This window comes from Clostridium hydrogeniformans DSM 21757 (assembly GCF_000686705.1).
GTDB lineage: Bacteria > Bacillota > Clostridia > Clostridiales > Clostridiaceae > Clostridium_Z > Clostridium_Z hydrogeniformans.
This window is the reverse complement of record NZ_JMLJ01000013.1, coordinates 1-24,154: the sequence shown is the minus strand read 5'-3', so window position 1 is coordinate 24,154 and position 24,154 is coordinate 1. Positions and strand designations below refer to the sequence as shown.

Annotated in this window: 28 protein-coding genes and 4 tRNA genes; 16 read left to right on the top strand and 16 right to left on the bottom strand. The window is 30.8% G+C overall.

Annotation, left to right across the window (positions count from 1 at the left end; translation table 11 throughout):
• Positions 1-22 precede the first annotated feature (22 nt).
• Both BR69_RS0108190 and BR69_RS21495 read left to right on the top strand, forming a co-directional pair.
• Complete coding sequence (locus BR69_RS0108190; RefSeq protein ID WP_027632754.1) at positions 23-868, top strand: alpha/beta hydrolase; 846 nt, start codon at positions 23-25, stop codon at positions 866-868.
• Positions 869-960: 92 nt separating this feature from the next.
• A complete protein-coding gene (locus BR69_RS21495; protein ID WP_479723102.1) occupies positions 961-1,116 on the top strand; it encodes a cysteine-rich KTR domain-containing protein in 156 nt (51 codons plus the stop codon).
• A gap of 491 nt (positions 1,117-1,607) precedes the next feature.
• Here the strand turns inward: BR69_RS21495 and BR69_RS0108180 are convergent, their stop codons facing one another.
• From BR69_RS0108180 to BR69_RS0108165, 4 genes are all read right to left on the bottom strand, one after another.
• A complete protein-coding gene (locus tag BR69_RS0108180; protein WP_027632752.1) occupies positions 1,608-2,051 on the bottom strand; it encodes a hypothetical protein in 444 nt (147 codons plus the stop codon).
• Positions 2,052-2,169: 118 nt separating this feature from the next.
• On the bottom strand, positions 2,170-3,303 hold the full coding sequence (locus BR69_RS0108175; protein WP_027632751.1) for a DUF1266 domain-containing protein: 1,134 nt from the start codon (positions 3,301-3,303) through the stop codon (positions 2,170-2,172).
• Between the two features lie 169 nt (positions 3,304-3,472).
• Positions 3,473-3,703, bottom strand: coding sequence for an HNH endonuclease (locus tag BR69_RS0108170; protein ID WP_027632750.1), 231 nt, complete (start codon positions 3,701-3,703; stop codon positions 3,473-3,475).
• A gap of 206 nt (positions 3,704-3,909) precedes the next feature.
• On the bottom strand, positions 3,910-4,155 hold the full coding sequence (locus tag BR69_RS0108165) for an RpnC/YadD family protein (protein WP_242840672.1): 246 nt from the start codon (positions 4,153-4,155) through the stop codon (positions 3,910-3,912).
• Between BR69_RS0108165 and BR69_RS22455 the strand changes: the two genes are divergently transcribed.
• On the top strand, positions 4,079-4,789 hold the full coding sequence (locus tag BR69_RS22455; RefSeq protein WP_084315366.1) for a transposase: 711 nt from the start codon (positions 4,079-4,081) through the stop codon (positions 4,787-4,789). The genes BR69_RS0108165 and BR69_RS22455 overlap by 77 nt on opposite strands.
• Positions 4,790-4,963: 174 nt before the next feature.
• Here BR69_RS22455 and rlmH read toward each other — a convergent pair whose 3' ends face one another.
• The 7 genes from rlmH to BR69_RS21480 form a co-directional block, all read right to left on the bottom strand.
• On the bottom strand, positions 4,964-5,443 hold the full coding sequence (rlmH, locus tag BR69_RS0108155; RefSeq protein WP_027632747.1) for a 23S rRNA (pseudouridine(1915)-N(3))-methyltransferase RlmH: 480 nt from the start codon (positions 5,441-5,443) through the stop codon (positions 4,964-4,966).
• Between the two features lie 82 nt (positions 5,444-5,525).
• The gene (locus BR69_RS0108150; RefSeq protein WP_027632746.1) at positions 5,526-6,023 is read right to left on the bottom strand and encodes an SEC-C metal-binding domain-containing protein; all 498 of its coding nucleotides are present in this window, start codon (positions 6,021-6,023) and stop codon (positions 5,526-5,528) included.
• Between the two features lie 247 nt (positions 6,024-6,270).
• Positions 6,271-6,438: a CxxH/CxxC protein gene (locus tag BR69_RS21485; protein WP_242840671.1), complete on the bottom strand. Its 168-nt coding sequence runs from the start codon at positions 6,436-6,438 to the stop codon at positions 6,271-6,273.
• Positions 6,416-6,988: a GerMN domain-containing protein gene (locus BR69_RS0108140; protein WP_027632745.1), complete on the bottom strand. Its 573-nt coding sequence runs from the start codon at positions 6,986-6,988 to the stop codon at positions 6,416-6,418. The genes BR69_RS21485 and BR69_RS0108140 overlap by 23 nt, the downstream gene beginning before the upstream one ends.
• A gap of 14 nt (positions 6,989-7,002) precedes the next feature.
• Positions 7,003-7,788, bottom strand: coding sequence for an MBL fold metallo-hydrolase (locus BR69_RS0108135; protein ID WP_027632744.1), 786 nt, complete (start codon positions 7,786-7,788; stop codon positions 7,003-7,005).
• A gap of 12 nt (positions 7,789-7,800) precedes the next feature.
• The gene (locus tag BR69_RS0108130; protein WP_027632743.1) at positions 7,801-9,057 is read right to left on the bottom strand and encodes a UDP-N-acetylglucosamine 1-carboxyvinyltransferase; all 1,257 of its coding nucleotides are present in this window, start codon (positions 9,055-9,057) and stop codon (positions 7,801-7,803) included.
• 317 nt (positions 9,058-9,374) lie between these two features.
• The gene (locus BR69_RS21480; protein WP_084315361.1) at positions 9,375-9,536 is read right to left on the bottom strand and encodes a DUF1540 domain-containing protein; all 162 of its coding nucleotides are present in this window, start codon (positions 9,534-9,536) and stop codon (positions 9,375-9,377) included.
• A 176-nt stretch (positions 9,537-9,712) separates the two neighbouring features.
• Between BR69_RS21480 and BR69_RS0108120 the strand changes: the two genes are divergently transcribed.
• The 6 genes from BR69_RS0108120 (at position 9,713) to BR69_RS0108095 (ending at position 14,476) form a co-directional block, all read left to right on the top strand.
• Positions 9,713-10,258 carry a hypothetical protein gene (locus tag BR69_RS0108120; protein ID WP_027632742.1) on the top strand — a complete coding sequence of 182 codons (546 nt, stop codon included), beginning with the start codon at positions 9,713-9,715 and terminating at the stop codon, positions 10,256-10,258.
• Between the two features lie 118 nt (positions 10,259-10,376).
• Complete coding sequence (locus BR69_RS0108115) at positions 10,377-10,862, top strand: dUTP diphosphatase (RefSeq protein ID WP_027632741.1); 486 nt, start codon at positions 10,377-10,379, stop codon at positions 10,860-10,862.
• Positions 10,863-10,929: 67 nt separating this feature from the next.
• Positions 10,930-11,361, top strand: coding sequence for a DMT family transporter (locus tag BR69_RS0108110; RefSeq protein ID WP_027632740.1), 432 nt, complete (start codon positions 10,930-10,932; stop codon positions 11,359-11,361).
• A gap of 22 nt (positions 11,362-11,383) precedes the next feature.
• Positions 11,384-12,235: an MBL fold metallo-hydrolase gene (locus BR69_RS20185; protein ID WP_051623540.1), complete on the top strand. Its 852-nt coding sequence runs from the start codon at positions 11,384-11,386 to the stop codon at positions 12,233-12,235.
• Between the two features lie 20 nt (positions 12,236-12,255).
• Positions 12,256-13,152 carry a selenium metabolism-associated LysR family transcriptional regulator gene (locus BR69_RS0108100; protein ID WP_027632739.1) on the top strand — a complete coding sequence of 299 codons (897 nt, stop codon included), beginning with the start codon at positions 12,256-12,258 and terminating at the stop codon, positions 13,150-13,152.
• Positions 13,153-13,255: 103 nt separating this feature from the next.
• A complete protein-coding gene (locus BR69_RS0108095; RefSeq protein WP_027632738.1) occupies positions 13,256-14,476 on the top strand; it encodes a S8 family serine peptidase in 1,221 nt (406 codons plus the stop codon).
• 257 nt (positions 14,477-14,733) lie between these two features.
• On the opposite strand, the gene BR69_RS21120 is transcribed toward BR69_RS0108095, so the two are convergent.
• Complete coding sequence (locus tag BR69_RS21120; protein WP_051623539.1) at positions 14,734-15,954, bottom strand: peptidoglycan DD-metalloendopeptidase family protein; 1,221 nt, start codon at positions 15,952-15,954, stop codon at positions 14,734-14,736.
• Positions 15,955-16,135: 181 nt separating this feature from the next.
• Here BR69_RS21120 and BR69_RS0108085 point away from each other — a divergent pair, with 181 nt between their 5' ends.
• The 7 genes from BR69_RS0108085 to BR69_RS20175 all read left to right on the top strand — a co-directional run bounded on the left by BR69_RS0108085 (position 16,136) and on the right by BR69_RS20175 (position 23,649).
• Complete coding sequence (locus BR69_RS0108085; protein WP_027632737.1) at positions 16,136-17,110, top strand: DnaD domain protein; 975 nt, start codon at positions 16,136-16,138, stop codon at positions 17,108-17,110.
• Complete coding sequence (locus tag BR69_RS0108080) at positions 17,103-18,089, top strand: ATP-binding protein (protein ID WP_027632736.1); 987 nt, start codon at positions 17,103-17,105, stop codon at positions 18,087-18,089. The genes BR69_RS0108085 and BR69_RS0108080 overlap by 8 nt, the downstream gene beginning before the upstream one ends.
• A gap of 327 nt (positions 18,090-18,416) precedes the next feature.
• Positions 18,417-20,558, top strand: coding sequence for a formate dehydrogenase subunit alpha (fdhF, locus tag BR69_RS0108070; protein ID WP_084315357.1), 2,142 nt, complete (start codon positions 18,417-18,419; stop codon positions 20,556-20,558).
• 126 nt (positions 20,559-20,684) lie between these two features.
• Complete coding sequence (locus BR69_RS0108065) at positions 20,685-21,899, top strand: molybdopterin molybdotransferase MoeA (RefSeq protein ID WP_027632733.1); 1,215 nt, start codon at positions 20,685-20,687, stop codon at positions 21,897-21,899.
• Positions 21,877-22,410: a molybdopterin-guanine dinucleotide biosynthesis protein B gene (gene mobB / locus BR69_RS0108060; RefSeq protein ID WP_027632732.1), complete on the top strand. Its 534-nt coding sequence runs from the start codon at positions 21,877-21,879 to the stop codon at positions 22,408-22,410. Before BR69_RS0108065 ends, mobB begins: the two co-directional genes overlap by 23 nt.
• Before the next feature lie 136 nt (positions 22,411-22,546).
• Complete coding sequence (locus BR69_RS0108055) at positions 22,547-23,056, top strand: 4Fe-4S binding protein (RefSeq protein ID WP_027632731.1); 510 nt, start codon at positions 22,547-22,549, stop codon at positions 23,054-23,056.
• 86 nt (positions 23,057-23,142) lie between these two features.
• On the top strand, positions 23,143-23,649 hold the full coding sequence (locus BR69_RS20175; protein WP_034849587.1) for a 4Fe-4S dicluster domain-containing protein: 507 nt from the start codon (positions 23,143-23,145) through the stop codon (positions 23,647-23,649).
• Positions 23,650-23,759: 110 nt separating this feature from the next.
• Here BR69_RS20175 and BR69_RS0108045 read toward each other — a convergent pair.
• The 4 genes from BR69_RS0108045 to BR69_RS0108030 all read right to left on the bottom strand — a co-directional run bounded on the left by BR69_RS0108045 (position 23,760) and on the right by BR69_RS0108030 (position 24,083).
• Positions 23,760-23,835, bottom strand: a tRNA-Thr gene (locus BR69_RS0108045).
• A 5-nt stretch (positions 23,836-23,840) separates the two neighbouring features.
• Positions 23,841-23,917: transfer RNA gene (locus BR69_RS0108040), tRNA-Asp, on the bottom strand.
• 7 nt (positions 23,918-23,924) lie between these two features.
• A tRNA-Val gene (locus tag BR69_RS0108035) sits at positions 23,925-24,000 on the bottom strand.
• Between the two features lie 8 nt (positions 24,001-24,008).
• Positions 24,009-24,083: transfer RNA gene (locus BR69_RS0108030), tRNA-Glu, on the bottom strand.
• Positions 24,084-24,154 lie beyond the last annotated feature (71 nt).

Below are 24,154 nucleotides of genomic sequence, written 5' to 3'. Positions count from 1 at the left end.
TAAAAGGAAGGATTGAAAGCGTATGACTAGTACAGAATTTATTAGCATTGGTAGAAACAAAATATCAACACAATTACTTGGGGAGGGCGAAATTCTAATTGTTCTATTGCATGGTGCAGGTGTACTATCGCCGATTTTAGAATTCAAAGCACTTTCTAATCTATTAGCAGAAAAATATAAAATCTTAGTTATTGAAAACTTCGGATATGGTTGCAGTGATTGTATCAATAAGGAAAGAACAATTCAAAACATTGTTTGTGAAATACACGAAATAGTTTCAAAGTTTCATCACAAGCAATATATTTTAATGGGTCACTCCATGTCTGGAATCTATTCGTTATATTATTCCAATCAATATCCCAATGAAGTAATCGCTTTTATTGGCATAGATTCTTCTGTCCCTAAACAAATAGATGTTTTGAATACCCAAAAAATAAACATATTTTTACTAAAAATGACTCGTTTCTTAATGAAGAGTGGATTGCTAAAGCTAAGAGCTAACAAACCTTCAAGTTTTCTTCCTTCCATAGAAGGTGTAAATTGGTCGAATGATGAATCAACTCTTTTTAAACAATTATATTTACAAAATAATTCTAACGATACAATTTTAAATGAATTGCAGAACATGACCCAAAATTTTAAATCGGCTTATAATATGAGATTTGCAGACACAATACCCGCTTTGTTTTTTCTTTCAAAACAATCATGTAAGCAAGTGAAAAATTGGGAGCAACTGCATCTTGATATAACAAACCAACATGAGCAAAATAAAGTTGTTTTGTATGATGGAACACATTTTTTACACTATAGTCACCCTTTCCAAATTGCTCAAGAAACTTTTGAATGGCTTGAATCAATTGGATTATAGTACTTTTGTAAGATGCTTTATTTGACAAGGGTAATTACTTAAAACTCGAGGTGGTGTGTCATGAATAATGAAATTTTTTTGTTGTGTCCGATATGCAATGGAAAAAAAGAACTATGGCACGAGAAGATACAGAACTAAAAAACTTCCCTTTCTTCTGCCCCAAGTGCAAACAGGAAACAATTATCAAGGTGCTGCAAATGAATATATTCGTTATCAAAGAGCCAGACACACAGATACAGAGACGATAACCAATGAGGATAAAACTTGTGGTTGTATAACATATTATTTTCAACGAAGCGACAGTTAAAACATCTAGTAAAACTTTGCCTGTTTTGAATTTTGGTCCAATCAGTGTACTGACTCAGTATCAGAGACAAAGCGTTGGTTCTGCACTTATAAACGATATGATATCTTTTAATACATATTATGAGCATAATATGAAGTCAGACAAATTCATATTTACCTTTCACTTAAAAATATTACTTATTTATTATAACATAATTTGTAAATATGCCCTTACTTATGATACGGTATTTTTAGTAATAAAAATAGCCTTAGGCATGTTAAATCAATACCTAAGACTAAAAATCTCACTTACTTATATGAAACTCCTACTCGCCTGCGCTCATAGGAGTAAGTTCACCTGACCAAATATAAAATTTGGAGGCTTACTTATGATACGGTTCCCCGTACTACTAACACCTGCTATTCTTATATGTATAACCTTTTTCCTCATTGCTTAATTCAAAAGGGCTTTCTGTCTTAAATTTTCAAATTCTGTTTTAAGCACATCTTTATCCACCTTATCATTTAAGCTTTTTTGCCATGCTACATAATATTCCCTAATTTTATCTTCGTATTTTGTCCAATCCTCTTCATTAATTTTCAAGTATACGCTCTGCCCTACTTTTGCTTGTTGCTCTTGTGTCGCATCCTCTACACTGATGCTCTCAATAATTTGAATCACATCTTCTGATAGTGTTATTCCCTTTGCTGCATTATTCCATTCTCCCTGTATACCTACAACTACACCACTGGCTACAAGTAGCAAAGAAATAATTAAAAGTAAGAAACCTTTTTTTACACTTCCTTTTTTGAAATAAAGATATCCAAATAAAATCCAGATTGCCACAATAAATCCTATTGCACCTATAACAGCCATTCCCGTTCCAATTGTTAACATTTTTTTCCTCCTCATTGTTTTTTATCTATTTATTTTATATAATAATTTAAGTTAAGACAAGAATTTTTATTTAAACTTTACTCTATTGTTGCTTCTATCATGTTAAACTCCTACCCTCTTATTCCTCCTTATTCCTTACGAATACTACAAGATCATATACAATTTCTAAATAAGAAGATATCTCTTCCTCTGAATTTATGCAAAAACAGTCAATCATTTTATATTCATTTATAAATAATTCTTTAGCATAACCTCTTATAGCTAAACTGCTTTCATGTATTTCCTCAAGTGGTATATAAATATATCTTTTTTCTTCAACTAAAAAGCTGATGATGTGCTGATTCGTTAAAATCAATTGTACTTCTGATTTCTCAGGTTTCTTGTGGGTATACACATGCATAAAAATGATTTCTTCCGAGGGTTGAAGTTCCAGTTTCTCTTTCACAAATCGATATGTATTTTCATCTCTTTCATTATCAATGTTTTCATTTATTAAAATAAAAGGCTCCCATCCATATACCTTTTTATATACCTTCATCATATTTCTAGCTCTTTGAGAAACTGATACGATAGGTCCAAGAATATTTTCTCCAGTTTGAGCTAAGTCCTCATCTTCCTCAAATAATGTCTTCTTTAAAGGTGTATCTTTATCATTAAATAAGAAGTCTACCATCACTAAAATGTTTTCAATATCTGCAAAAATTTTAATATCCTGTCCTTCTAATTCTTTCAAGTCATTAAACTCTAATTTTCCTTTGATAAAATCTGTAGCAATTTCCTCCCAAGAAGTATAGTTTTCACTTAGTTTTTTGCCTAAGAATGCTATTTTTTCTTGTGCTAATGATAAATCGATGTAGCTAGTCGTATAGGCATCTTGTGTTATGCCAACCATTCTTATGATATCCCATGCATGTGTCAATCCTCCCTCTGCAAAGCTATCAAATGTAGCTTTATAAGATAACTTGTCCACTATATCATAGCCTATTTGCAAAGCTTCTTTCATTGCAGGTATAAATTGATTCTTCTGTTTATTCCAATACCATTCGGTGCCACCAGTATACCTCAGATTCAAAAAATTATTTTCTAAGAACTCATCCCTATTTTCATCCGTGAGCTTCATATCTAAAAATAAGGATGGATTTTGAAATAAGGCATTAGAACATATTGCTTTTCTACATAGGTCATCACTAAAAATATGACTTTCTACTTCCCTAATACTTTCTGCTTGCTTTTTCTTAAAAAAATTAAACATCTTTATTCTCCCTTTTTAATATCTCATTTAATTTTAGCACTCTAATAAACTTGTGTAAATATTTTACCTTTTACATTTCAAATCTTACAATTATCAATATTTTTACTGTGTGGTACGATCTATGTCTTCTTACTAAAACTTTTTTATTTATTATTGTAACTAATTGCCTTTATTCTCTACAATCAATCTTAAAAAGGGTAGCACTTACTATAGGAATAGGTAAGACTTTGATACAATCTCCATCTTTGCCACCTAATGTTTTAGGTATCTTATGATGTATTTCCATATAGTTAATTTCAAGCTTTTTGCCTGTTATTCCACATTTCCCATTCTGTCCTACATATAATGAAATTCTATTATCATTATATTCTGTTGATTGCTTTAGAATTGGGTTTTTCATTAGGTATTTGAATATATTATTGTCTATATATTATAGATTCTTATGGATTATTTTTCTCTCTTTAGCGGTATAATTACAAATATCTTGAGTAAAATTCATTGCTGGCTTAAGTTTTCATTATATTTTTATAAAAAAATAATATAACTTCAAGTTAACTGTTTTCTAGAAAACATATCACCCAAAGTCTATCCTATATAAAAATCAAATTACTTTATTCTATTAATTTCTTCCTCAGTTAGTCCTGTTGCTAAAATTATTTGATTCACTGGAATTTTCATGTTTATCAAGTTTTTAGCTATCTCTATTGCTTTTCTTTCCTCTGCTGAGCTAATCATATTCGCTCTTTCATGCAATGATCTTTCTCTCTCATAATATATTCTCATAGCTTCTTCATCACTACTTAAGTATTCGATTTTTTGTTCAGCTTTTTCTATCGCTGTATCCAAACTCATCAACTCCTTTAATATAGTTTCAGATATATCTTTTTCTAAAAACATTAGAGAAGTCATAAATGCTCATTTCAAAAAAGGTTATTATCTTATTGGTGCATTAAAAACTAACCGAGTTATTTACCCGAAAGGGATTGGAATTCAAATTAAACAATTTACTCAATATATTGAAAAGAATGATGTTTGCCTTGTTACAGTAAATAATTATAAATATTGGGTTTATCGTTATGAAGGTAATCTTAATGGTATTGATAATGCGGTAGTTTTATTTTGTTGGCCTGAAAACTCTTTTAAGAAAGAAGGTGCATTGCACACTTTCTTATGCACTGATATTGCACTTGATACCCAAACAATCCTTGAATATTATAGTAAACGATGGCCTATTGAAATATTCTTTAGACAAACAAAAAATAATCTTGGATTAAACACTTATCAAGTAAGGTCTACACAATACATTGACAGACTACTATTCTTAATTTCTTTAACTCATATTTATTGCTCAATCCAAGAAAAGGCTAATGATTCTTTTAGTAAAGGATTGATAGTTTGTAGAAATGAAGTCAAAAATATAATATTCAATGGATTTATGAATGTGCTCAAAGCAATGTGCCCATTGAGGCTATTTTTAAAACCATGAAAGTTGCATAGGGGTAGTCTAACTATGTATTATAAAAAAATGGAATTAAATTTCTCATTCATAGTATATAATTAAACTTATTATATAAATTACAAGGTATTAAGACTCATTAAAACTTATTGTTGGAATAATACATCTATTAATTTAATTATCCAATTTTAGTAAAAACCGTACTTACTTATGATACGGCTCCCCATTTATTATCCTAAACCCTCTGTAGATCTGCTCTAAAAGCATAACCCTAAATAGTTGATGTGGAAAAGTCATTTTACTAAAGCAAAGGCTATAATTAGCTCTTTTTATTACCTTATCACTAAGTCCAAGGCTTCCTCCTATGACAAAGCACAGGTTACTGTTTCCCCTTACTCCACAGTCCTCTATAAATGAAGCAAGTTCTTCTGAGGATAACATTTTTCCTTTTAGATCTAAAGTTATAACAAACATTGTGTCCTTTATTTGAGAAAGGATTTTATCTCCTTCTTTATCTTTTATTATAAGTTCCTCTTTTTCAGATGCGTTATCTGGAGTTTGTTCATCTGAAAGCTCTATTATATTTAACTTACAATATCTACTTAGCCTCTTACTATACTCTTCTATGGCTTGTTTTAAATACTTTTCTTTTAATTTTCCTACAGATATTAGAGTTATATTCATACTGCACATCCTTTTTCCATTTTTTTACTTTTGAATAGCAAAAAAGTCCTACACATAGTGTAAGACCTTCTTTTAAAAAATATTATTTACCACAGCACTTCTTGTATTTCTTACCGCTTCCGCAAGTACATGGGTCATTTCTTCCTATTTTTTCTTCATTAACTACTGTCTTAGATGCTCTCCATTGTTTTTGGATTTCTTTTCTCTTCTCTGCAGAGAATATTCCATCCCATTGTGGTAACTCATATAAATACTCTGCCTTAGCATCTAACATATTAAAGTATAACTTTTCAAAGTCTAATGCTAATTCTAATTCACTTTCTTCAGTCAAAGCTTCTAAATCCATTGGATTAACTAAGCTATCATTTACTCCATCGATAAATCCCATTACGAACTCAGAAGTTGTTTCATACTTATCTGCTAAAGCCTTAATGTTAGTCTTAACTGCTGATTTATGACTAGCTAATAATTCAGTATATATCTTAGTTTCTATACTGCTATACTCTTCCCAAAAAGCTTCTTCTCCTCTTGTTCTTACATAATTAACAACCATATCTGTCCATTGCTTATATAAACTCATTACTTACTCTCTCCTCTTTAATTGTAATTCATTACCTAATCATTATAATAAAATCCCTATAATATTACAATAATTTTCATATATCTACTATTCACTTAATAATATAACCTATCTATTCTATGATTTTATAACTTTAATGTCCTATATAACTTAAGGCTTAATCTAAGAATTTCAAAAGCTTTAACTTAAACAAATAAATTACATGTTTATAGAAATAGCTTTTTAATTTTCTAGTTATACATATTATTTACTCAATGTCCCCAACTATATATATAGCACGATTACTACAATAGTCACACTTATTATTTGAAGTTTTATCTATAGATGGAAATCTTTCTTCTTCTACAAGAAAATCATCTATAGCCATATCAATATGTTCTTCACAAGAAAATTTATTGTTTGTTAAGTTTGACAAGGGTATCATCCTTTCCTATTGGAGAAATAATACTATAGTTCCCACCTAAAGTTTCTACCTCACTATTATCAACTAAAATCTTAACCATATCTACTGCGGGAAGCTGAGTTAAGGTATTTACCACAGATCTTATACATGCTTCTTCTTTAGTTTTACTTCTCTCTAAAACAGCCTCTTTAGTTAAATTAACTACTGCAATATTATCCTTAATTGAAAAACTAAGAAGCCTAGTATCCATTGGGAATATAGGTTTAAGATTACTCTCTATAGATGGACCCTTAATTAAGGCATTCATAATATATTGTCCTAATACTTCTTCCTTAGGTAATATAAGTTCTTCCTTAACTACTTCCACCTTTTCATCTGACTTACATCCATCAAAGTATACATCTAATTCTAATGCATCTTGGTTTTCTAATGGCATTTTTATATTTTTTAGTCTTTCCTTATTATTAGAACTTATTTTATCTTTTTTAGAGCATGCTCCTAAAGATACAAAAGATATAGATACCACTATAAAGACTAATAATATTTTAAAGACATTCTTCATACGTTCATTCTCTCCTAAAACTCTATATAACTGCTTGGTTTACCTCTATGAGCCATAGACACTTCAACTTCCTTGCCTATTAATACTCCATTATCTCTAAGGACCGAAAGTACTGTCTCATATGCTAAGTCTGGCTGGTTGTTTGTTTCACTCAAGTGTCCAAGTACAACCTTTTTTCTACCACTTTGTAATAACTCTAATAATGCATTTCCACAAGCCTCATTAGATAAATGTCCTACATCACTTAAAATTCTTCTCTTAAGATCATAGGAATATGGTCCAAACTTTAGCATTTCAACATCATGATTACTCTCAAGTAATAAAACTTGAGAGTCCTTTATATTCTCTTTAACTTCACTGGTAAAACATCCAAGATCTGTTGTTACACTAGCCTGTTTATTTCCACACTTAATTGTATATCCTACAGGACAAGCAGCATCATGAAAAATATTATAATTCACAATATCCATATCCTTTATAGTTATACATTTATCTTTAATTACTCTTATGTTATCTTCTTTTATTTTTCCAACTTTTTTCTCCATGGCAATCCATGTTCCCTCATTAGCATATATAGGAATATCATACTTTCTAGACATTATACCTGCCCCTTTAATATGATCTATATGCTCATGAGTTATAAATATAGCATCAATTTCATTGGGATTTTGTTCTATCTCTTTTAATGCAGAATCTAAATGCTTACCTGCCATTCCTGCATCTATTAAAATTTTGGTCTTATCTGTTGATAGAAATATACTATTCCCACTGCTTCCACTATATAAAGAACAAAATTTCATACAAATCCCCCATTACTCTGTTTCTCTATGTATATCTGCTCCTAAGCTTTTAAACTTATCTTCTATATGAGGGTATCCTCTATCTATATGCTCAATGCTATAGATTTCTGTAGTTCCATCTGCTATAAGTCCTGCTATTACCATTGCAGCACCAGCTCTTAAGTCTGTAGCCTTAACAATAGCTCCAGTAAGCTTCTCAACTCCATCTAATATGGCGGTTCTACCTTCTACCTTTATGTTAGCTCCCATCTTTTTAAGCTCATCAACATGCTTTAATCTACTCTCCCATATACTTTCATTAATTATACTTCTACCCTTTGCTACAGATAGTATAGTACTCATAGGTTGTTGTATATCTGTTGGGAACCCTGGATATGGAGCAGTCTTTATGTTTACTCCCTTTAGGTTTCTATCTGACTTTATTATAACTGAATCATCTTCTTCAATAACCTCTACTCCCATTTCTGTAAGTTTTGCTGTTATTGACTCTAAGTGCTTTGGTATAACATTACTTACTCTAACTTCTCCGCCACAAGAAGCTGCTGCTATCATAAATGTACCAGCTTCAATTTGATCTGGAATTACACTATAGTTACATCCCTTAAGACTTTCAACTCCAGTTATTCTTATTATATCCGTTCCAGCACCCTTAACATTTGCTCCCATTGCATTTAAAAAGTTTGCAACATCTACTACGTGAGGTTCTCTTGCTGCATTTTCAAGAGTTGTAACTCCTTCTGCAAGAGTTGCTGCAATCATTACATTTATAGTTGCTCCTACTGTAACAACGTCAAAAAAGATATTTGCTCCCTTAAGCTTTTCTGCAGTTACTACTACTGCTCCATGCTCTATTTTTACATCTGCTCCTAAAGCTTCGAACCCTTTAATGTGTTGATCTATAGGTCTAACCCCTATTGGGCATCCCCCTGGTAGTTCAACTCTTGCCTTTTTAAATCTAGCTAATAATGCTCCTATAAGATAATAAGAAGCCCTCATTCTTCTTACATCTTCTGTGCAAGCATCTAAATTATTTAATGTTGTACTATCTATTGTTAATGAATTTCCGTTTCTTTCTACAGTACAACCTAAACTTTCAACTATTCTCTCTAAACAGTTTATATCTGCTATATCAGGTATATTATCAATTACACACTTTCCTTCTCCTGCTGCCACTGCTGCTGGTAATATAGCTACCGCTGCATTCTTAGCTCCACTTATATCAATGCTCCCAAAAAGAGACTTTCCTCCATTTATAACCAACTTTTCCATGCACTTCACCCTTATTACTAAATTTTATTTTTCTCTATCATAAAAACACTTATATTCTATAAATTAAATTTCACTAAATTTTCTTTAACTTTATCTAAGACTTTACATCTTAAAATTATCTTTCTTCATAACCCCCATTATATCATAATATGAGGGTAGTTTTACAATGTTTTTTTTAATATAATTTGTAAATATGTACAAAAATATTATTATTATAGCAATTAAATTTCTCTAAATTATATATAAATACAAAAAAAAGGAATCCAATTATGTTATCATAAGTGAATTCCTTTGTTTATTCTCTTTAATTGTTATCTCTATTTATCTAATTCAAAACTTCCACAATCTGTACATTGCACAGATTTTGCATTAGATTCATGCTTTACTATCTCAATCTTATCTAATGTACAATAATTATCATCTTTACAATGGTATTTACATTCATTAACTACGCATCCTATGCTATTGTTATGATCCATTTCTATCATCCTTTCTATCTGTTTATTATTTATTGAGTACATGATTATTATTAGTTTAAATATATGTTTTTATACCTACCTATTTTCTATATTTTTTCCACATATATGAACATACTATAATGTATGATATAATAAATTATAAATTTTCAAAATTTAAAACATGGGGGCGCCGTAATATGAAATACTATCTTGTAGCATTGATTGATGAAGAGTCTTATAAAAAGTTAGAGCCTGTGCAAAAAAATCTTTGCAGAAAATATAGATTAAATAGAAATCTTCCAATGCTTCATATACCTCTTCAGGTTTTAGATAATCCTAACTTAGATAAGCTTGATTCTATAATTATGGATATATTAAAGCCCTATAAGAGATTTAAAATTGAGCTAAATGAAGAAATATTCTTTTATGAGCCTATAAGGACCTTTAACTTAAAAATAGAGCCAAGAGGCTATATAAAAAGACTATCAAGACTATTCTATGACACCTTAAGAATCCATGGCTTTAATGTTAGAATGCCTATGGATTATGATGACATATTTATATCCTTAACCAACTCAAATAATTCTTCTAAGGGATCTTTTAATAAGGATTCTGCCAATAACTTCTTAGACAGGAATGCAAATCTTCTAAAAGTAGCCAAAATAGATAAAATAGAACTTTGGAAGGCTACTAGTGGGAAAAAAGACATAATTGTTAGAAGTTATCCATTAAAAACTTTTTAGAATTTTATACAAAATAAAAATTTATACCGAGTAATCGTTTTCCAAAACTTTTCAATTTTTATTATATAAGCTAAAATATATTTTGGGTACAATAATGGTAGAAAGGCGGCCTTATTTTATGAACTTACAAAAGTTATTTCAGCTTCAAAAGGAATTAAATGATAGGATTTTAACTGAGCATAATCTTGATAACTTCTCCATTTCACCAAAGAGGATTTTAGCTTTACAAGTTGAGCTTGGGGAACTAGCAAACGAAACTAGGTGCTTTAAATACTGGAGCACTAAAGAACCTTCTAGTAAGGAAGTGATTCTAGAAGAGTTTGTGGATTGTCTTCATTTTATACTTACTATAGGATTGGATAAAGATTTTTGCGATATAGATGTGGAAACAATAGACAGTGAATACAGCCTAACTGACCAATTCTTAAATCTGTACATAGATTTAAATGACTTAGTTATAACTTCATCAAAGGATCATTATGTTACTTTATTTGAAGATTTTCTAAGCCTTGGCCACACCTTGGGCTTTACAACTCAAGATATTGAAGAGGCATATTTAGAAAAGAATAAAAAAAATCATCTTCGTCAAGATAAAGGATATTAACTCTAGTTTTAAACTAGAGTTTTTTTTTATAAATTGGGAAAACTATCTTTTGAGGTGATTTTATTCTATGTTAGGTTTAATTTTTTCTATAGTTGCAGGAATTGCCATGAGTCTTCAAGGAGTCTTTAATACAAGACTAGGTGAAAAGGTTGGTTCATGGGAAACTAATCTTTTTGTTCAAGGCACAGGCTTTTTAATTACAATTATAGTAGTAATGTTTTTTGGAAAAGGAGATTTAAAAGCTTTAAAAGATGCTAATAAACTCTATCTTTTAGGTGGTGTTCTAGGCGTAATAATTACAATAACTGTTATGGAAGGAATAAAATTTATGGGTCCCTCCTATGCCATAATAATAATTTTAATTGCTCAACTTACAGCGGCGGCTTTAATAGATGCCTTCGGACTTTTTGACTCTCACAAAATAATATTTGGCTGGACTAAAATTATCGGTATTGCAATAATGGTGTTAGGTATTGTAATATTTAAGTGGAAAGGTTAATAATAAGAGTTGAGGGTACATTATGAATAAATTTTCTGTAAATCTTTTAAGTAAGGTAAAAAAGGTTTGCTTTAACTTAAAATTTTTATGTAGACTTACAGGTAGAAATATAAAAAATTGGTTTACACCTTATAAATTTCCTAAAAATGATCCCATTAGAAAAAATTCAGTTCATTGGATAGGTCACGCTACCACAGTAGTGAATTTATATGGTAAAATCATAGTAACTGACCCAGTTCTTGGGTCTCTAGGGCATTTTAGAAGGGTTACTAAACCATCTATGGATCTAAAATCAACATCAATAGACTACATATTATTATCTCATGGTCATATGGACCATATTGATTTCTTATCTTTACTTAGGTTAAATAAATCTGCAACGATTTTTGTTCCTAAAGGATATAAGAAACTTATTTCTCTTTTAGGTTTTAAAAGAGTTATTACTCTAAAACATAATGATATTTTTGAAGAGGATGATGTTGTAATAGAAACCCTACCTGCAAACCATGATGGAAGGAGATATTACCTGGGAAAAAATCACCATAGTAATGCTTATATGATTAAATGTAAGGATAAATCGGTGTTTTTTGCTGGAGATACTGCTCATACAGATGCATTTAAAGAAGTTCAGTGTGATATAGCTCTTATGCCTGTAGGCTGCTATAAACCAGAAGGTTTTGATAAGATGCACTGCACACCACTTCAAAGTTTTGAAATGTTTTCTAATATGAATAGTAAATTTATGATTCCTATACATTATGACACATTTATTCTTTCTTTAGAGTTTAAAGAAGAAATTCTTCATACTTTAAAGGAAATAGGGGATGAAAGAATTAAGCTCATAGAAATTGGGCAAACAGTTGATATTGTTTAACGTCAAGGGGGGATTTGGAAATGGATTTTAAACAAATAGAAGCTTTTATAAGTGTAGCAAAATTAAAAAGCTTTTCTAAGGCAGCAAATCATATTTATCTTTCTCAGCCAACAATAAGTTCTCATATCTCAAGCTTAGAAAAGGAATTAAGTATTCAGCTTTTTGATAGAAATTCAAAAGAAGTTAACTTAACTCCGGCTGGTAAGTGTTTTCTAGACTATGCAATTGATATTATAAATACAAGAAACAATGCAATAAGTTGCTTGTGTAATTTTGATAATAATATCTCTGGAACCTTAAACTTAGGTGCCAGCACAACACCTTGTAATACAATAGTGCCATCATTAATTAAAAAGTTCTTTAATGAATACCCACAAATTAAATTTAATATACTAGAACAAAGTTCTGGTGAAATCATCCAAGATTTAATAGATTTAAATTGTGAAATAGGTATAGTAGGTAATATATCTACTAATGATAAAATAAAAAGCTATTGTCTTATGGAGGATGAACTTGTGGTTGTATCTAGTCCAGCTCTTGGATTAGATAGTCAGCTATCTATTGATGAATTTTTAAAACAAAAGCTTATTATGAGAGAGAAAAATTCTGCTACAAGAAAAACCTTCGAAAGCATAATGGAAGAAAAAGGTTTGAACTTTAATAAAGTCAATCTTTGCTGCGAGGTAAATAACCTAGATACTTTAATACAATTCGTTAAGACTGGCATGGGAATTTCAATAGTATCTAGAGGGGTTTCTGAAGATTATGAAAAGCTAGGATTATTAAATGTTAGCACAATAAAAGACCTATCAATGAAAAGATATATATATCTAGTATTAAACTCTAAAAGGACGTTAACACCAACTGCAAAGGCATTCTTTGAACTTTGTAAGAGAGAGTTTAATATAGAAGAATAAGCTCAGCATTTGCTGAGCTTTTTTTATACATTAATATACTTTGAAATCAACATTTGTAACTCTTATCATATAATATACTGTAATCACTATAAAGGAGTAATCTATGTTTTCCTTTAAATCTAAACTTCATACTGAATTAATCTACTGTATTGAAAATAAACTTTATGCTAAATACAGGGTTATAATAAAGTGTAAAAAACTCCAAGAAGGTATAGAAGATAAGTTATCAAAGTATAAAAATGCTGTAATTCATAACTCTAATAAAACCTTAGGCATAATAGGATGTACTGTAACCCCCTCTATATTAGAAAGAATATGTGAATATCCTGAGGTATCCTTCATCTGCCTAGATGATCCATGTTTTCTATGTGCTACAAAATCCTATACTGGTAGTGGTATTAAAAATGCTAACCGTTTAAGACTAAGTAGTAAGCATGATTTATGTGGTAGAGGAATATCTATAGGTCTAATAGATACAGGTATCTTTCCCCATAACGATCTAAGTAATCCTAATAAAATAACCTTATTTTTAGATCTTATAAATAACTACAAATATCCCTATGATGACAATGGCCATGGAACCTTTATGGCTGGAGTAATATGTGGTAATGGCAAAGCATCCAAAGGTACTTATGAAGGAATAGCAAAAGGTGGAAGCCTGTGTTCTGTGAAAGCTTTTAACGGAAATGGACGTGGTTTCTCCTCCGATATATTATTTGCTATAGAATATTTAATAAATGAAAGTTCTGAGAATAACATAAGGATTCTCTGCCTCCCTTTTGAAATATTAACTCATAATAGTTTTATATTATCTTTATTTAGTAATATTTTAGATAAAGCCTTAGAAAAAGACTTAATTCCTATTGTTCCTAGTGGAAGTAATATAGGTGAGGGAAGTATTATGGGGATCTCCCTTTTAAAAAACTGTATAACAGTTTCTGGCTTGGATACCTCTAAGGGAGGTTATAAGGAATACACCTTTTCCTCTTATGGTCCTAGTAATACAAAGGAACAAAAGCCAACCATATCTGCTGGATGTAATAATATTTGTTCCTTAAATACACTGTCTTCCTTTATTCCTGAAAGAAATGGTTCAAGACTTTATCCTCCCCACTTAGAGGATTCTTATAAAACTTTAAGTGGCACTTCAATAGCTTGTGCTTATGCATCCGGGGTATTTAGTTTAATATTAGAAAAAAAGCCCTCACTAAAGTTCAAAGACCTTTTATCCTTAAGTTCTATGGGATGTAAAGACTTAGGTCTATCTAAAAATATACAAGGATATGGTGTCTTAGACTTAAACTCTATATTAGATAATTTATAAGCGGCTTATCATCTTACAAGAATTTTTTATTAGCCTATTAAATTTATATCTATCAATAATATTATTAAATAATAATTACTATTATGATATGCCCTATATATTATAATTTTTTAAATCTAAAAGGCTAAGAACTAACTTTTACATGGTTCTTAGCCTTTTATATTAAATATATGAGTTAAGATACTACTTTCATATTAATTAAAAATGTATTTTTTACATATTGCTATCATTTAAATGATATATTCAAACTATATAAACTATTTATTTATATAGTTTAGTGGGTTTTTAGGTTCCCCTTTTACCCTAAGTTCAAAATGCAGATGAGGACCTGTGCTTCTTCCCGTACTACCTACCTTAGCTATTACATCGCCTTTAGATACCTTCTCTCCAACCTTTTTATCTAAAGCACTACAATGGGCATATATGGTTTCAATGTTATCACCATGATTAATCTTTAAAACTTTACCATAACCATCTTGCCATCCTGAAAATGTAACAGTACCATCTAATGCTGCAAAGATAGGATCACCTGTATTTCCTGCTATATCAACTCCATTATGTTGCTTTCCCCACCTATAACCAAAGTTAGATGTAACATTATTAATACCTCTGGATGGTGGAGCAAGAAATGCTACTTCCTCATTAATAGGATTCTTACTTCCATTTTCTACGATTTTTTGTTCTGGCTCTTTTATAACCTTCTCTTCTATAACCTTTTCTCCTATTTTTTCTTCATTTATAAAAGTGATTTCTTTTCTTACAAGCTTTTCCCCTTCTGCTCCTTCTTGTATTACCTTACTTTCTCCAATATACATATCATTAGACGCTTTAATTACGCTAGGTATACCTATTTTAGTTTTCTCTTCCTTTATAATATCTATTTTAAATTTTAAATTTTTATATTTAGATTCTTCCAAGGTGCCTTTTACCTTATTATATGTATCATTAAGACTTCCTAAATCCTTAAGCTTTATATTTTTACTTTCATAAGTTATATTACTCTTAAGAGATGCTTCCTTTAAATTATCCTTTGAAATATTATTACTTTCAATGTAGGAATTCTTAAGCTTTTCTAGAAGCTCCTCCCCCTCTTTTTCATTGACTACAGTGGCTAACTCAACATTATCGCTTTTCATAGTTAAAATCTGTATGTCATTATCTAAGGAATTCTTTATGTTATTCTTTAAATCCTCAGTGGAATTAAAATATTCCTCTTTAACAAATGATATATTATATTTTAATATTTTATCTATATCTGCAAGGTTATATCTATTTCCTAAATCTTTTTCTATATCCTTTAAGGCATCCTTCATATAAGCTTTGTGCTTTACATATCCTACACAGCTATCGTTGACATATACACCATAGGCAAATACATGACTTCCAAAATAAAAGATTATAATCCATGGTGTTAGAAATCCAAGAAGCATTATTAAGATCTTTTTTAAACTTATATTACTACTACTATAGGGCTCCAATTGATTCATCTTCCTTTCTTCGCAAAAATTGCATTCCCCTTTAATTTAACCTATTAATTGAGAAATTATTCATTTTTCTTGTAATATATGCTTTTAATAGGAAGTCTTATCTATTGAGAGATTCATTTCCCTTTGCTATAATTGAGTATATTGAAGGAACTCCACAAAGGAGGTTGTGTTAATGAGTACTTTTATGTTTAAAAATTCATCACTAAACTATACTCCTGTAAGTAATATATTTATAGAAAAATTTATGCCAAATGCAAGAGGAGAGTTTGTTAAAGTATATCTTCTAATGCTTAAATATAGTTTAAGTGGAGAAATTGGAGTTAACTCCACAATTTTGGCCTCTACTTTAAACTTACTAGAATCAGATATAATGAATGCCTTAAATCATTGGAATGAAGAAGGAATAATAAAGTTAATCCCTGTTGATAAATTTGGTAACTTTAACATAGAGTTTGTAGATCTTAACAACATAGAAAAGCTTCCATCCTCTGATGTAAATCTATTAGATGAACTAAATAAAGATTCAATTCGAGGCACCATGAAAGAAATAGAGAGACTTTTAGGAAGACCTCTTAATCCTAATGAAATGGAAAATTATCTAAGTTGGCAAACTCAATTCAACTTCTCACCAGAACTTATATTAATTTTAATTGAGTACTGTGTATCTAAGGGTAAATCAGACTCTAGATACTTTGAGAAAGTAGCTATTGCTTGGTTTGATGCTGGAGTTAGAAGCATGGATGATGCTCAAGCCTACATAAAACATCATGAAGATAAATGGGTTAAATATAGAAATATTATGTCTTATCTAGGAATTAAAGATTCTGAGGTTATGAAGCCTCAAGAAGAACTTCTAGACAAATGGGTTAATCAATGGACATTCTCCGTAGACTTGATTCAAAAGGCAAGCAAAATATGTTTTGAGAGACTTAATAGAGCTGACTTTAAATATATTGACGGAATTCTTAGCAGTTGGCATAAAGATGGTATAAAATCCTTAAATGATGTCATAACTAAAGATAATAAAGTCTCCTTAAAAAAACCAACGGCTAAAGCTACTAAAGGAAACTTTAACAACTTTGATCAAAGAAGTTACGACTTTGAATCTCTTGAAAGAAAATTATTAGGATGGGATAAAAATGATTAGAGGATATCAAGAGCAAATAATAAAAATTTATGAGAAAATCCAAAAGGAAGAAGCCAGTGCTCTTAGTGCAAGAAAAAAAGAAATTTCAAAAAAGCATCCTGAAATAATAGACTTAGAACGAAAAATAGGCTCCTTATCTGTAGAGCTTGCTATGCTATCCTTTAAGGATGTTTCTAATAGAGAAGAAGAACTTAATAGAATAAAAACTAAAATAACAGATCTTAGAATATCTAAAGCAGAAATGCTAGTGTCTAATGGCTATAATAGTGACTACCTAACCCTTAAATATAGATGTCCTAAGTGTAAGGATACTGGTTTTATAATAACGGAAAAATGTTCTTGCTTTAAACATAAGCTTATTTTACTTCATTATAAGGACTCTAAGCTAACAGATATACTAAGAGCTGAGAACTTTAATACCTTTGATATGTCACTTTATCCTAACTATGCTGTAAGTAAGGATAAACTTACCCCTAGGAGAAATATAGAAGCTATAAGAAACAAATCTATATATTATGTAGATAACTTTAGATTTCATAATGAAAGCTTACTATTTTATGGAACTCCAGGTACAGGTAAAACCTTTATGACCCATTGTATAGCTAAGGAACTATTAGATAAGGGATATCTGGTAGTTTATAGAACAGCAGAGGATTTAATAAGTGATTTAAAAACTATAAGATATAGAGATGACAAAACCCTAAAAGATCTTGTATTTAATTGTGATTTACTTATAATCGATGACTTAGGCAGTGAAAATATCACTGACTTTTCGAAAACAGAGCTATTCAATCTTTTAAATAAAAGGCTTTTAACTAAAAGTAAAATGCTTATCTCTACTAATCTTTCTCTTGAGCAACTTCTACAAACTTATTCTGAAAGAATAACCTCTAGACTTTTAGGTAACTTTGATATGTCTAAATTTTATGGAGAAGATATAAGAATTCAGAATAACCTTAAGAGAATTCAATCAACTTAAAAATAAATAAACTTCATGATAAATAAGGATATACCATTAAAACTCTTTTAATGGTATATCCTTTATTTGTATTAATATATATAATATATTAAGTAGAATCAATTGATTATATCTATATATCTATATATTTTATGCTAAAATTTAGATATTTATATAATTTTACCTTATAGCAAGATATAAGGGCTTCTTTTATTTAAAACTTAAGAAAATTGTATAAATTTATATTAATACCTTATTTGACGTATAAAATATACTATCTTATAATAATTTTAAATATTATAATTATTAAAGTAATATTATTTTTTCTTATAAAGGGGGAATTGGTGAATGGAAGAAAAGGTGCTAACCGTCTGTCCATATTGTGGTACAGGATGTCAACTATATCTTGTAGTAGAAGATGGGAAAATAATTAGGGCTGAGGGAGCAAATGGAAGAACAAATGAGGGGAATTTATGTCTTAAAGGTTATTATGGTTGGGATTTTTTAAATGACACTAAGCTTTTAACATCTAGGTTGAAAAAACCTATGATAAGAAAGAATGGTGAACTTGAAGAGGTTTCTTGGAATGAAGCTATTAGCTTTATTGCAGAGAAATTAACTTATATAAAAGAAAAATATGGTGCCGACTCCATTATGGGTACAGGCTCTGCTAGAGGACCAGGAAATGAAGCAAATTATGTAATGCAAAAATTTATGAGAGCTGTAATCGGTACCAATAATATAGATCACTGTGCTAGAGTCTGACACGCTCCATCAGTAGCTGGTCTAGCTACTTCACTTGGAAGCGGAGCAATGTCAAATTCTATACCTGAAATAGAAGATACTGATTTGCTGTTTGTATTTGGATATAATGCAGCAGATTCTCACCCAATAGTTGCAAGAAGAGTTATTAAAGCTAAGGAAAAAGGGGCCAAAATAATCGTAACAGATCCTAGAATTACTGAAACCGCAAGGATTTCAGATTTATGGCTTCCACTAAAGGGTGGAACTAATATGGCCTTAGTTAATGCCTTTGGAAATGTTTTAATAAATGAAAATTTATATGATAAGGACTATGTTGAGAAACATACTGAAGGATTTGATGAATATAAAAAGTCTGTTGAAAAATACACTCCTGAATATGCAGAGAAAATTACAGGAGTTAAAGCTGAAGATATAAGAAAAGCTATGAGAGAATATGCTAGTGCAAAGAATGCTATGATTCTTTATGGTATGGGAGTTTGTCAATTCTCTCAAGCAGTTGATGTAGTTAGAGGACTAGCTTCCCTTGCTCTTTTAACCGGAAACTTCGGAAGACCGAATGTAGGTATAGGGCCTGTTCGTGGTCAAAATAACGTTCAAGGTACCTGTGATATGGGAGTTCTTCCTGATGTATTTCCTGGATATCAATCAGTTACCGATGATGCTCTAAGAGCAAAATTTGAAAAGGCTTGGGGAGTTAACCTTCCAAATAAACCTGGATATCGTATAACTGAGGTTCCACACTTAATATTACATGAAGATAAAATAAAAGCTTACTATATATTTGGTGAAGATCCTGTACAAAGTGATCCAAATGCTTCAGAAGTAAGGGAAGCCTTAGATGATTTAGAACTTGTAATAGTTCAAGATATATTTATGAATAAAACCGCCCTTCATGCTGATGTAGTACTACCTGCAACCTCTTGGGGAGAACATGAAGGAGTATATTCTTGTGCTGATAGAGGATTCCAAAGATTTAGAAAAGCAGTGGAACCTAAAGGAGATGTAAAAACAGACTGGCAAATTATAAGTGAAATAGCCACCGCTATGGGATACCCTATGAAGTATAATAATACAAAAGAAATATGGGATGAAATGAGAAGCTTATGTCCAAACTTTGCTGGCGCAAGCTATGAAAGATTAGAAAAATTAGGTGGCATCCAGTGGCCTTGTCCTACTGAAGATCACCTTGGTACCCCTTACTTATATAAAGACAATAAATTTTCAACACCTAGTGGCAGAGGAAACTTATTTGCCACTGAATGGAGAGCTCCTGGAGAGCTACCAGATGAGGAGTATCCACTTAGCCTCTCTACAGTAAGAGAAGTTGGACACTATTCCGCAAGAACTATGACTGGTAACTGTAGAGCTTTAAGAAGCCTTGCAGATGAACCTGGATATATCCAAATAAGCACTGAGGATGCAAATAAACTTAAAATAGAAAGTGAGGAGCTTGTGCGTGTATCATCAAGACGTGGAAGTATAATAACTAGGGCATTAGTTACTGAAAGAGCTAAACCTGGCGCAACTTATATGACATATCAATGGTGGGTTGGTGCTTGTAATGAGCTAACCAGTGATCATGTTGATCCTATTACAAAAACTCCTGAGTATAAGTATTGTGCAATAAAGTTAGAAAAAATAGAAGATCAACAGGCTGCTGAAGATCATATAAAAGAGACTTATACTAAGCTTAAATCTAAGATGAATGTAGAAAAACTTCAATAAAGGAAGTTTTATAACTTAAAAGTATTTTATGAATTGTATAAAAAGGATATGTTAACTCTAATCTTAACTTTAATTTAAAGCCACAGGTTAGAGTTAATTCCCTAAAATTTATTGAGAGGTAAAATTATGATTAATATAGAAGAAGCATTAAATATAATAAAAAAAGAAACTAAAATATTAGGAACTGAAAAATTAGATTTAATATCTTCTCTTAACAGAGTTTTAGCAGAAGATATCTACTCTAAAGATAATTTACCTCCTTTTGATAAATCAGCTATGGATGGATATGCAATAAAGAGCGATGACACCTTAAACTTCAATAACAGTAATAGTAGTATACATCTTAAGGTAAATGGTTTAATAAAAGCTGGAGACTATTTTGAAGGTAAGCTCAAACCTAATGAAGCAATAAAAATCATGACTGGAGCACCTCTACCTAAAGGTGCTGATGCAGTAATCCAAATAGAAAAAGTATCCTATTCAGGAGATGAAATAATTCTATCTGAATTTGTAAAACCCAATACCAATATTATAAAAATGGGAGAAGAAATAAAGATTGGAGCATTAGCACTTAAAAAGGGAACTGTAATAAGACCAGCAGAAATTGGACTCTTAGCTTCCCTAGGTTATAGCAGTGCACGCACCTACATAATTCCTAAGGTATGCATAATGTCAACTGGTGATGAACTTCAGGACATAAACTCTCCTATTGAAAAAGGTAAAATAAGAAATTCCAATGAGTACTCTTTAATGGCCTTACTTAAAAATTTAGGTATAGATGCCATATCTTTAGGTATAGCTTCTGATAATAAAGAAGTTCTTAAGGAAAAAATCCTTACAGCTATGTCTACTTCTAATATAATAATCACCTCTGGAGGTGTGTCTGCTGGAGATTATGATTTTATTGAAGATGTATTAAATGAAATTGGTGCAACAATAAAAATTAATTCTATAGCTATTAAGCCAGGTAAACCTGTAACATTCGCAGTACTTAATAATAGACTTTTCTTTGGGCTTCCTGGTAATCCTTTATCTCTAATTACAACCTTTGAAGAATTCATAAAACCTACTATTAAAAACATGATGGGGATTAATGGTTTAAATGACGAACTCTTCAAGGTTATAGCTGGAGATAACTTTAAAACTAAAAAACAAAGAAGAAAATATATTTATGCTGAAATAATAAATAGAAATGGAAAATACTATGCCTATGATATTGGATCTCAGTGTTCAAATCATTTAATGACTATAAGTCGTTCTAATGGAATAATAATAATTCCTGAAGGTGTAGATAAAGTAAATATAGGAGAGGAACTTAATGGAAGATTTATATTTAAATAATACTAAAAAGCCTGTGGTTATTTCTATTGTATCTACAAAATCTGGCACAGGGAAAACCACCTTAATTGAAGGTCTTATTAAAATATTTAAATGTAAAAATTTAAATGTAGGAGTATTAAAACACGATGCTCATAAATTTGATATAGACAAAGAAGGTAAGGATAGTTATAAATTCTCAAAGGCTGGAGCTGATAATGTTATTGTTGCCTCTTCAGAAAAATTAGCAATGATACAAGCCTTGAAAGAAGAGAAGACAGTTGAGGATATACTTCCATTATTCAGTGGTATGGATTTAGTAATCATAGAAGGTTTTAAAACTAATACCTATCCTAAAATAGAAGTTCATAGAAAAGGTGTAGATACTAATCTATTATATAATAACCCTAAATACGATAAATCTACCTACTTAGCAATAGCTACTGATGAGTCATTAAACATCAATCTTCCTCAGTTAGATTTAAATAATCTACATGAGATAGTAAAGTTCATAGAAGATAATTTATATAGTTAATCATCTATGACATACATATAGATTAAAGTAAACTTTATTTTATGAGTAAAGAGATGTCTCTATAGAATTATAGAAATATTATTGATATTAAAATTTGTATAGGTTAAATATTTAATATTTGAAAGGTGATTATAAAATGAATAATACAATTAATTCTTTTATTGTAGTTAATCCTAGAAAGTGTACTAGCTGTAAATCTTGCCAAGTTGCATGTCTTACAGCCCATAATAAAGAAGAATACTTAGACATTGTTCTTCAAGGTGACATTTCTTATGTAACTATGAAATGTAATCATTGCGAAAATGCTCCTTGTGCAAATAGATGCCCTGTAGGTGCTATAAAACAAATAAAAAACAGAATAGTTATAGATGAAAATATATGTGTTGGCTGTAGAGCCTGCACTAAGGTATGTCCTTTTGACGCCATAAGTATAATACCAAAATCTACTTCTTCAGAAGATGCTCCTAATAAGCGAGCTAAAAATATAGCTTATAAATGTGATTTATGCATGGATAAAGACAGTTGTAAATGTGTGGAGGCATGTCCTAATCACGCCTTAACTCTAGTAGATCCACTAAAAGATAAATCTGCTAAAACTATTAGATCAGCAGAAAACCTATTTAGGACTATAAATCTTTACAAATAATAATTTTTTAACTTTTAACCTTAATATTCTTATGTATAAATTAAAATGTTTAAGTAATACTTGTTTTTACGAAAGGAGCAAAAATAATGAGTTCATTTGTTATAGCAAATCCTAATAAATGCATTGGTTGCAGAACTTGTGAAATAGCTTGTGTTGTAGCACACTCTGAGAAAGATATATTTTCATCTAAGGTGGAAGTGGAATTTTACCCTCGTTTAAAAGTTATAAAAACTAATAATGTTACTTCTCCAGTACAGTGTAGACATTGCAAAGGCGCCCCTTGCGCTAAAGCATGTCCAAAAGACTGTATTTCTCATAATGAAGAAGGGGTAGTACTTATAGATGATACTAATTGTGTAGGCTGTAAAAATTGTATGGTCGCTTGTCCTTTTGGAGCCATTGATATGATTCCTATATATGATAATGATGAAAAAGTATCCCAACAAAAACTTAAGGTTCAAGATAAATCTGATTTTGTTTTAAAAGAAAAATTAGTTGCTATGAAATGTGATCTTTGTAGTAATAGAAAAGAGGGTCCTGCCTGCGTAGAAAAATGTCCTACTAAAGCACTTAAACTAATTACCCTAGCTTAAAATATAAAAAAGGACTTATTGATTCCTACAATAAGTCCTTTTCTTTTGTTCTATTTATACATTAATCATTTTAAGCAAAACAAAAAGCTTTGGATATATCCAAAGCTTTGTGGAGCTGACAACAGGAGTTGAACCTGCAACCTGCTGATTACAAGTCAGCTGCTCTGCCAATTGAGCCATGTCAGCGTATATGGCGACCCAGAAGGGACTCGAACCCTCGACCTCCGGCGTGACAGGCCGGCACTCTAACCAACTGAGCCACTGGGCCATATTTATGGTGGGCACAACAGGGATCGAACCTGTGACCCCCTGCTTGTAAGGCAGGTGCTCTCCCAGCTGAGCTATGCGCCCATAAATAATGGTGACCCATAGGGGAATCGAACCCCTGTTACCACCGTGAAAGGGTGGTGTCTTAACCGCTTGACCAATGGGCCTTGTATTTTGTTTTAAAAGTAATATGGCGACCCAGAAGGGACTCGAACCCTCGACCTCCGGCGTGACAGGC

Bases quoted from the DNA above. Each gene is read 5' to 3' on its own strand.
- BR69_RS0108190 (WP_027632754.1), top strand. From the start codon at position 23: ATGACTAGTACAGAATTTATTAGCATTGGTAGAAACAAAATATCAACA.
- BR69_RS21495 (WP_479723102.1), top strand. From the start codon at position 961: ATGCAATGGAAAAAAAGAACTATGGCACGAGAAGATACAGAACTAAAA.
- BR69_RS0108180 (WP_027632752.1), bottom strand. From the start codon at position 2,051: ATGTTAACAATTGGAACGGGAATGGCTGTTATAGGTGCAATAGGATTT.
- BR69_RS0108175 (WP_027632751.1), bottom strand. From the start codon at position 3,303: ATGTTTAATTTTTTTAAGAAAAAGCAAGCAGAAAGTATTAGGGAAGTA.
- BR69_RS0108170 (WP_027632750.1), bottom strand. From the start codon at position 3,703: ATGAAAAACCCAATTCTAAAGCAATCAACAGAATATAATGATAATAGA.
- BR69_RS0108165 (WP_242840672.1), bottom strand. From the start codon at position 4,155: ATGAGTTTGGATACAGCGATAGAAAAAGCTGAACAAAAAATCGAATAC.
- rlmH (WP_027632747.1), bottom strand. From the start codon at position 5,443: ATGAATATAACTCTAATATCTGTAGGAAAATTAAAAGAAAAGTATTTA.
- BR69_RS0108150 (WP_027632746.1), bottom strand. From the start codon at position 6,023: ATGAGTTTATATAAGCAATGGACAGATATGGTTGTTAATTATGTAAGA.
- BR69_RS0108140 (WP_027632745.1), bottom strand. From the start codon at position 6,988: ATGAAGAATGTCTTTAAAATATTATTAGTCTTTATAGTGGTATCTATA.
- BR69_RS0108135 (WP_027632744.1), bottom strand. From the start codon at position 7,788: ATGAAATTTTGTTCTTTATATAGTGGAAGCAGTGGGAATAGTATATTT.
- BR69_RS0108130 (WP_027632743.1), bottom strand. From the start codon at position 9,057: ATGGAAAAGTTGGTTATAAATGGAGGAAAGTCTCTTTTTGGGAGCATT.
- BR69_RS21480 (WP_084315361.1), bottom strand. From the start codon at position 9,536: ATGGATCATAACAATAGCATAGGATGCGTAGTTAATGAATGTAAATAC.
- BR69_RS0108120 (WP_027632742.1), top strand. From the start codon at position 9,713: ATGAAATACTATCTTGTAGCATTGATTGATGAAGAGTCTTATAAAAAG.
- BR69_RS0108115 (WP_027632741.1), top strand. From the start codon at position 10,377: ATGAACTTACAAAAGTTATTTCAGCTTCAAAAGGAATTAAATGATAGG.
- BR69_RS0108110 (WP_027632740.1), top strand. From the start codon at position 10,930: ATGTTAGGTTTAATTTTTTCTATAGTTGCAGGAATTGCCATGAGTCTT.
- BR69_RS20185 (WP_051623540.1), top strand. From the start codon at position 11,384: ATGAATAAATTTTCTGTAAATCTTTTAAGTAAGGTAAAAAAGGTTTGC.
- BR69_RS0108100 (WP_027632739.1), top strand. From the start codon at position 12,256: ATGGATTTTAAACAAATAGAAGCTTTTATAAGTGTAGCAAAATTAAAA.
- BR69_RS0108095 (WP_027632738.1), top strand. From the start codon at position 13,256: ATGTTTTCCTTTAAATCTAAACTTCATACTGAATTAATCTACTGTATT.
- BR69_RS0108085 (WP_027632737.1), top strand. From the start codon at position 16,136: ATGAGTACTTTTATGTTTAAAAATTCATCACTAAACTATACTCCTGTA.
- BR69_RS0108080 (WP_027632736.1), top strand. From the start codon at position 17,103: ATGATTAGAGGATATCAAGAGCAAATAATAAAAATTTATGAGAAAATC.
- BR69_RS0108065 (WP_027632733.1), top strand. From the start codon at position 20,685: ATGATTAATATAGAAGAAGCATTAAATATAATAAAAAAAGAAACTAAA.
- mobB (WP_027632732.1), top strand. From the start codon at position 21,877: ATGGAAGATTTATATTTAAATAATACTAAAAAGCCTGTGGTTATTTCT.
- BR69_RS0108055 (WP_027632731.1), top strand. From the start codon at position 22,547: ATGAATAATACAATTAATTCTTTTATTGTAGTTAATCCTAGAAAGTGT.
- BR69_RS20175 (WP_034849587.1), top strand. From the start codon at position 23,143: ATGAGTTCATTTGTTATAGCAAATCCTAATAAATGCATTGGTTGCAGA.